We start from the raw sequence: 7,282 nt of genomic DNA on the forward strand, positions 1-7,282 counted from the left end.
AGCGATGAGGCCATGCCTATCAGCACAAATTCCGGATAATCACTAGCGTTCGCGCATCGCCTCGGTCCGGGCTTTGAGCACTGGCTTGAGCAGGTAGTCCAGCACGGTTTTCTCGCCGGTGATGATGTCCACCGTCGCCACCATCCCCGGGATGATCAGCAGTGGCTTCACGTCCCCGCCCAAATGGTTTTTGTCGGTGCGCACCTGGATCAGGTAGAAGCTGTTGCCCTTGTCGTCGGTGATGGTGTCGGCGCCGATCAGTTCCAGCTTGGCGCTGAGCCCGCCGTAGATCGTGTAGTCGTAGGCGCTGAACTTGACCATGGCTTTCTGGCCCGGATGCAGGAACGCCACGTCCTGCGGACGCACCTTGGCCTCGATCAGCAGGTTGTCCTCCAGCGGCACGATCTCCACCATGTCGCTGCCTGGCTGCACCACGCCGCCGATGGTGTTGACCTTCAGTTGCTTGATCACCCCGTGCACCGGCGAGGTCACGGTGGTGCGGCTGACGCGGTCGTCGATGGCGATGCTCGACGCGGTGATCTTCGACAGGTCGGTGCGTTTCTCGTTGAGCTCCTTGGCCGCTTCGGAGCGGAAGGTCTGCTCCGATTCGTCGATCTTGCTGCGGATCTCGGCGATGGCCGATTCGGCCCGGGGGATCGCCAGGGTGGTGGCGTTGAGCGAGCCGCGGATCTCCACCGCGCTGCGCTTGAGCCGCAGGATCTCCACCGGGGAGACCGCGCCGGTCTTGACCAGCGGTTCGGACATGTTCATCTCCTGATTGACCAGCGCCAGGCTTGAGCTGAACTGCCCTTGCTTGGAGCGGAACTCGGCCAGTTCCTGGGTCTTCTGCCGCAGTTGCTCGCTGAGAGTGCGCTGTTCGCTGGCCAGTCGCCGCTGCCGTTGTTCGTACAGCGAGCGTTCGTCCTCGGCCACCTGCGGGGCCTTGCCGCTGACTTCGGCGGACACCGTGAACGGCCGGCCCTCGGCCTCCGCCGACAGCCGCTCGACCTGGGCCATCAGCGCATAGCGGTCGGCCTCGCTTTCGCCCTTGTTCGACAGGAACCGGGTGTCGTCCAGGCGCAGCAGGGTGTCGCCCTTGTTCACCATCTGGCCTTCGCGCACGAAGATTTCCGTGACGATGCCGCCCTCCAGGTTCTGGATCACCTGCACCTTGCTCGACGGGATCGCCTTGCCTTCGCCCATGGTCACTTCCTGGAGCACCGCGAACCTGGCCCACACCAGCGCGCTGATCAGCAGCGCCGCCGCCAGCCACACGGTGATGCGCGAGGCCCGCGGCGAATCCTGCAGCGAGGCGCCGGCGGTTTCCGGCATGAACTCGGCCTCGGCGCTTTTGCCGAAGCTGTCGAAGTAGCCGCGCTGTTTTGAAGACGAAGAAGCAGACATGGGGCAACTCCTAGACCGCAGCCGAGCCGACCCGGCCCTTGCGCAGCGCATCGATGACCGCTTCCTTCGGACCGTCGGCGACGATCCGGCCGTTGTCCAGCACCAGCAACCGGTCCACCAGGCTCAGCATCGAGGTGCGGTGAGTGACCAGCAGCAGGGTCTTGCCTTGCACCTGTTCGTGGAGCTTCTGGCGCAGGGCGTCTTCGCTGCTGTTGTCCATGGCGCTGGTGGGTTCGTCCAGCAGCATGATCGGCGGATCCAGCAGCAGCGCCCGGGCCAGCAGCACCGCCTGGCGTTGGCCGCCGGAGAGCAGTTGCCCGCGCTCGCCCACCGGCCGGTCGAAGCCTTGCGGGTGCTGGCGGGCCAGTTCGGTGACGCCGGTCAGTTCGGCCACTTCGAGCATCCGCGCATCGCTGACGTAGCGGGCGCCGAGGGTCAGGTTGTCGCGCAGGCTGCCGGCCAGCAGCGGCAGGTCATGGGCGACGTAACCGACCTGTTGGCGCAGGTCGGCCACGTCCAGTTGGCGCAGGTCCAGGCCGTCGAGCAGCAGCTGGCCTTCGCCGGGCTCGTAGAAGCCCATCACCAGCCGCGCCAGGGTGCTCTTGCCCGAGCCGCTGCGGCCGATGATGCCGATCCGTTCGCCGGGCTTGAGGCTGAAACTGATGTGGTTCAGGGCCGGGGCGTTCTGGCCGTTGTAATGGAAGGTCACGCCGTTGACGTCCAGCGCGCCTTGCAGTTGCGTGCGCTCCAGGGGCCGCTGCTTGCCGTCGCGCTCCTGGGGCAGGGCCATCAGGGCGTCGGTGCTTTTCATGGTCAGCTGCGCTTGCTGGTAGCGGGTGATCAGCCCGGCGATCTGCCCCAGCGGCGCGAGCACACGGCTGCCGAGCATGTAGCTGGCCACCAGCGCGCCGACGCTCAGGTTGCCGGCGATGATGCTGTAGACCCCTGCGACGATCGTCGCCATCCCCGAGAACTGCTGGATGAACAGCGTGCCGTTGGTCGCCAGCGCCGAGAGGTTGCGCGCATGGCTGTCGAGGCGGGTGAGGGCGCCGTGGGTGCTTTCCCACTTGTGCTGGCGCTCGCTTTCGGCGCTGCACGCCTTGAGGGTCTCCAGGCCGCCGAGGGTCTCGATCAGCAGCGCCTGGCGCTCGGCGCCCAGGCTCAGGCTCTTCTGCACGGTGTCGCGCAGGCGGGCCTGGATCACCAGGGCGAACACGATGGTGACCGGGAACGCCGCCAGCGGAATCACCACCAGCCAGCCGCCGAGCAGGCCGATCACCGCCAGCATCAGCACCACGAAGGGCAGGTCGATCAGGCTGGTCAGGGTGACGGCGGTGAGGAATTCGCGCAGGCCCTGGAAGTCGTGGATGCTCTGGGCGAACCCGCCGATGGTCGCGGGCCTGGCCTTCATCGCCATGCCGGTGATGCGCTCGAACAGGGTCGCGGACAGGATCACGTCGGTCTTCTTGCCGGCGGTGTCCAGCAGGTGCGCGCGCACCACCCGCAGCACCAGTTCGAAGCCGGTGCCGATCAAAAGACCGATGGCCAGCACCCACAGGGTCGAGGTGGCCTGGTTCGGCACTACGCGGTCGTAGGTCTGCATGACGAACAGCGGCACCATCAGGCCCAGCAGGTTGATCAGGAAACTGGCGAGGATCGCGTCGCTGTACAGCCATTTCGACAGCTTCAGGGTGTCGCGAAACCACGCCTGCACCCGCGGCACCAGCGGCGAGCGCAGGTCTTCCAGTTCATGGCGCGGCCGGGCGAAGAGGGCCTGGCCGCTGTAGTGCCCGGCGAGCTCTTCGTGGCTGACCCACTGCTCGCCGCCGTCGGCCTCGCTGGGCAGGATCAGCGCCTTGCCGTCGTCGGCCAGGCGCCGCAGCACGGCGGTGCGGCCGTTGTTCAACAGCAGCAGCACCGGCAGGTTGAGCGGGGAAATGTCCTTCAGCTCACGGCGCAGCAGGCGCGCCTGCAGACCGGCCCGTGCCGCTGCGCGGGGCAGCAGGTCCAGGCTCAGGCGTTGTTTGTCCAGGGGCAGGCCGGCGCTCAGGCTGGCGCGGCTGACGATGGCGCCGTGGAGTTTGCAGAGGATCAACAGTCCGTCGAGCAACGGGTCGTCGAAACTCAGCCGCGGATCGATCCCGGTGTTGCCGGGTTCCATGCTGGTCATACCGATCGCTCCCCTTGATGAAGGGCCGATGACCTGCGGCGAGGGAGCAAGCGCCCTCGCCGCAGCGAATCACTTCAGACGAGCTACTTCAGTTCGGGCAGACGCGCCTCGTTCTTCACTTCCGTGGCGGCGATCGCATCGGCGGGCAGCACCACCCGTTGCTTGCTCAGCAACTGGCCCATGTTCGCCAGCACCCGGTACATCGAGAACTCTTCGGTGTAGCGGATCTCGGTGTAACGGCGGTTGGCGTTGTACAGCTCGTTTTCGCTGTCGAGCAAGTCGAGCAGGGTGCGCTGGCCGAGGCCGAACTGGTCCTGGTAGGCGGCGCGCACGCGCTTGGTGGTCTCGGCGTATTCGCGGGCGGTCGGGGTCTGCTTCTTGGCGTTGACCATCGCGTTCCACGCCAGGTGGATGTTCTCGTTGAGCTGGCGCAGGGCGTTGTTGCGGATGTCCATCGCCTGGTTGATCTGGTGCGCGTCGGACGCCAGGCGAGCCTTGTCGCTGCCGCCGCGGAACAGGTTGTAGTTCATCACCACGCCCACGCGCCATTCGTTGTCGTGGCCTTCGTCGCCCTGCACGTTGTTGTTCGCGCCCACGGCGGCTTCGGCATCGAAGCGCGGGTAGAACGGCGACTTGGCGACTTCGTACTGGCTCTCGGCCGATTGCACGTCGGCCTGGGCGGATTTCAGGTAAGGGTTGTTCTCGACCATGCTCTGCTGGGCCTCGCGCAGGTCGGCGGGCATCTCGCCGCGGGTCGAGGGCGGGGCCTCCAGCTCGTCGGGCATGCGCCCGACCACGCTGTAGAAGTTCGACTCGGCGTCGGCCAGGTCCACCTCGGCGGTGTCGAGGTTATTCTGCGCCAGCGCCTTACGGGCCACCGACTGGTCGGAGTCGGCGGTGCTGCCCACGCCGCGTTCGGTGCGCAGGCCGATCTGGTCGTTGACCCGCAGGTGCGCCTGCAGGTTGTTCTTGGCCAGGGTCACCAGTTCGCGGCGCTTGAGCACTTCGAGGTAGACCTCGATGGTGCGCAGGGCCAGGTCCTGGGCGGTGCCTTGCGCATAGTAGGCGCGGGAGTTGGACACGCCCTTGGTGCGCTCGACCTCGTTGGCGGTGTTGAAGCCGTCGAACAGCATCTGCCGCAGGCGCAGTTCGGACTGGGTGTAGTTGAGGATTTCGGTGTGGTGGTTGCCGAAGGCCCGGGTATTGGTGTTGTCGCTGTAGCCGCGCCCGTAGGCGGCGTTCAGGTCCACCGACGGGTAGAAGCCGCCCTTGGCGACCTTCACCTGCTCATCCGCGGACAGGCGGGCGTCCACGCGCGAGGCCAGTTCCGGGTGGGTGGCGATGGTGCTCTGGATGGCTTCGGTGAGGTTCATGGCCTGAGCCTGGGAAGTGCAAGCCATGGCCAGCAAAACCGCACTGCAGAGGGGGGTCAATACGCGCATGGTTTACATCTCCCTGAGTCCTGATGGTGTTTCACTGTCGCCAATTTATTGACGATTTTTGTTGTAAAAAGCGTTTCATCTCTTTAACAACAGAGCTAAGAACATCCTGAAGCGTAGCTAAGAAAAATTTTTCATATGGGTTATGCCGAAAAAAACTTATGCGCTTGGCCGAAATCGGCACATTGTTCCTCTCGAAAGCCTTTGTTTTATGAGCTTTAGGGAGCACAGAAAGGCTTGAGGAAAGTTCCACTCACTTTGCGACATACGGCGAAGTACTGCTAAAGGGGAGGGACGCGTAGCGGTCAATGGGCGACAGTTTTTTGTCACTCGGGTGATTCACCACCGTTACGTAGCGCTAGTGGGCGTGCTGCAGTGATCAGGGATCACAAGTGCTTGAGGGCACTGACATTTCCCGGTCCTGCGCGACCTGCGAAACGAACTGCCGAGGTGCGAGAGCGTCGCCCCGGCAACCCGCTTGAGCCATGGGCTGCTTCGCGAACCAGCGCCGACGGTGGTCGGCAGCGGAGGAAATGCACATGGCAACGCTCATCGGGATCGTCACTAAGGTCGTGGGTCAGGTTTTTGCGGTGGGGGGCGACGGCAGCCGTCGCGCCTTGGTCGAAGGCGACCGGCTCTACGCCGGCGATCAGCTGGTCACGGGGGCCGAAGGCGCCGTGGCGGTGCACCTGCAGAACGGCCAGGAACTGACGTTGGGCCGCGACAGCAGCCTGACCATGACCGGCCAGTTGCTGGCCCATCAGGCCACTCATGTCGACACCCCGGAAGCGTTGACCCCCAGCGAAGCGCAGCTGACCGACGTCGAGCAGATCCAGAAAGCCATCGCCGCCGGCGAAGATCCGACGAAATCCGCCGAAGCCACCGCGGCCGGCCCCGGTGCGACCGGCGGTGCGCCCGGCGAGCTGGGCGGCGGCCACAGTTTCGTGCTGCTGACCGAAGTGGGCGGGCGGGTCGATCCGATCATCGGTTTCCCCACCGCCGGGTTCGGCGGCATTCCCGAGTTTCCCGAAGAGCGCCACAACGCCGTGATCGACAACGGCGACAACACCCCGGCGCCGGTCGTGCCGCCGGTCAACAATCCCGTCACCCTCAGCGGCCTCGACGTGCCGGGGGGCGAACTGACCGTCAACGAAGCCAACCTGCCTGACGGCTCCGCCGCCAATCCGGGGGCGCTGATCCAGACCGGCAGCTTCACGGTCTCCGCCCCCGACGGCCTGACCAGCCTGAGCATCGGCGGCATCAACGTGATCGTCGGTGGCGTGGCCGCAGGTTTCCCGCAGTCGGTCACCACGCCGCTGGGCAACACCTTGACCGTCATCGGCTACAACCCGGCGACGGGCACCGTGACCTACAGCTACACCCTCAACGGCAGCGAAACCCATGCATCGGGTGACGGCGCCAACAGCCTCGGCGAACACTTCACCGTGGTGGCCGGGGACAGCAACGGCGACACCTCGACCGGCTCGCTGGACGTCAACATCACCGACGACGTGCCCAAGGCCGTGGACGACAGCAATGCCTCGACCGCCTCGGAAACCACCCTCACCCTGACCGGCAATGTGCTGCCCAACGATGTTCAGGGCGCCGACCGCATCCCCGTCGGCCCCGACAGCGGGCCGGTGGTGAGCGGCACGTTCGTCGGCACCTACGGCACCTTGGTGCTCAACGCCAACGGCACCTACACCTACACGCTCAACACCAGCGACGCCGACTTCAAGAACCTGCACGGCGGCGGCAGCGGCACCGAGACCTTCACCTACACCCTGCGGGACGCCGATGGCGACACCAGCACGGCGAACCTGGTGCTGCAGGTCCACAACAATGACGATCCCGTCGTCATCGGCGGATTGAACGTCGAAGGGGGCGAAGTGACGGTGTTCGAGAAGAACCTGTCCCTTGGCAGCGCGCCTGATTCGGCGGCGCTCACCCAGAGCGGCACGTTCACCGTCACCGCTTTGGACGGCGTCACCACCCTGACCGTGGGCGGCATTGCCGTGGTCACCAACGGCGTGGCGGCAGGGTTCCCGCAATCCGTCGTGACCCCATTGGGCAGCACGCTGACCATCACTGGGTTCAACGCCGCCACCGGCGTGGTGAGCTACAGCTACACCCTGGTGGACAACGAGGCGCACCCCAACGCCAACGGCGCGAACAACCTGCCTGAGCAGTTCGCCGTCACCGTGGTGGACGACAACGGCACCACCGCCAACGGCACGCTGGACGTGAACATCATCGACGACCTGCCGAA

The 7,282-nt window shown here is 65.6% G+C and carries 4 protein-coding genes; 1 reads left to right on the top strand and 3 read right to left on the bottom strand.

The features are described from left to right. Positions 1 to 42: 42 nt before the first annotated feature. The 3 genes from CAG33_RS27860 to CAG33_RS27870 form a co-directional block, all read right to left on the bottom strand. Complete coding sequence (locus tag CAG33_RS27860; RefSeq protein WP_085584952.1) at positions 43 to 1,404, bottom strand: HlyD family type I secretion periplasmic adaptor subunit; 1,362 nt, start codon at positions 1,402 to 1,404, stop codon at positions 43 to 45. A 10-nt stretch (positions 1,405 to 1,414) separates the two neighbouring features. Further along, entirely contained in the window at positions 1,415 to 3,574 is a 2,160-nt protein-coding gene (locus tag CAG33_RS27865; protein WP_085641276.1) for a type I secretion system permease/ATPase, read from the bottom strand. An 83-nt stretch (positions 3,575 to 3,657) separates the two neighbouring features. Next, positions 3,658 to 5,016, bottom strand: a complete 1,359-nt coding sequence (locus CAG33_RS27870; protein WP_085584948.1) for a TolC family outer membrane protein — start codon at positions 5,014 to 5,016, stop codon at positions 3,658 to 3,660. 536 nt (positions 5,017 to 5,552) lie between these two features. On the opposite strand from CAG33_RS27870, the gene CAG33_RS27875 reads away from it, so the two are divergent. Continuing rightward, positions 5,553 to 7,282: retention module-containing protein (locus CAG33_RS27875; protein ID WP_139832995.1), on the top strand; the 1,730-nt coding region annotated here is incomplete at its 3' end.

Source organism: Pseudomonas sp. B3(2017) (assembly GCF_002113595.1).
GTDB lineage: Bacteria > Pseudomonadota > Gammaproteobacteria > Pseudomonadales > Pseudomonadaceae > Aquipseudomonas > Aquipseudomonas ekonensis.

Excerpts from the sequence above, each read along its gene's own strand:
- CAG33_RS27860 (WP_085584952.1), bottom strand. The coding sequence starts at position 1,404 with ATGTCTGCTTCTTCGTCTTCAAAACAGCGCGGCTACTTCGACAGCTTC.
- CAG33_RS27865 (WP_085641276.1), bottom strand. The coding sequence starts at position 3,574 with ATGACCAGCATGGAACCCGGCAACACCGGGATCGATCCGCGGCTGAGT.
- CAG33_RS27870 (WP_085584948.1), bottom strand. The coding sequence starts at position 5,016 with ATGCGCGTATTGACCCCCCTCTGCAGTGCGGTTTTGCTGGCCATGGCT.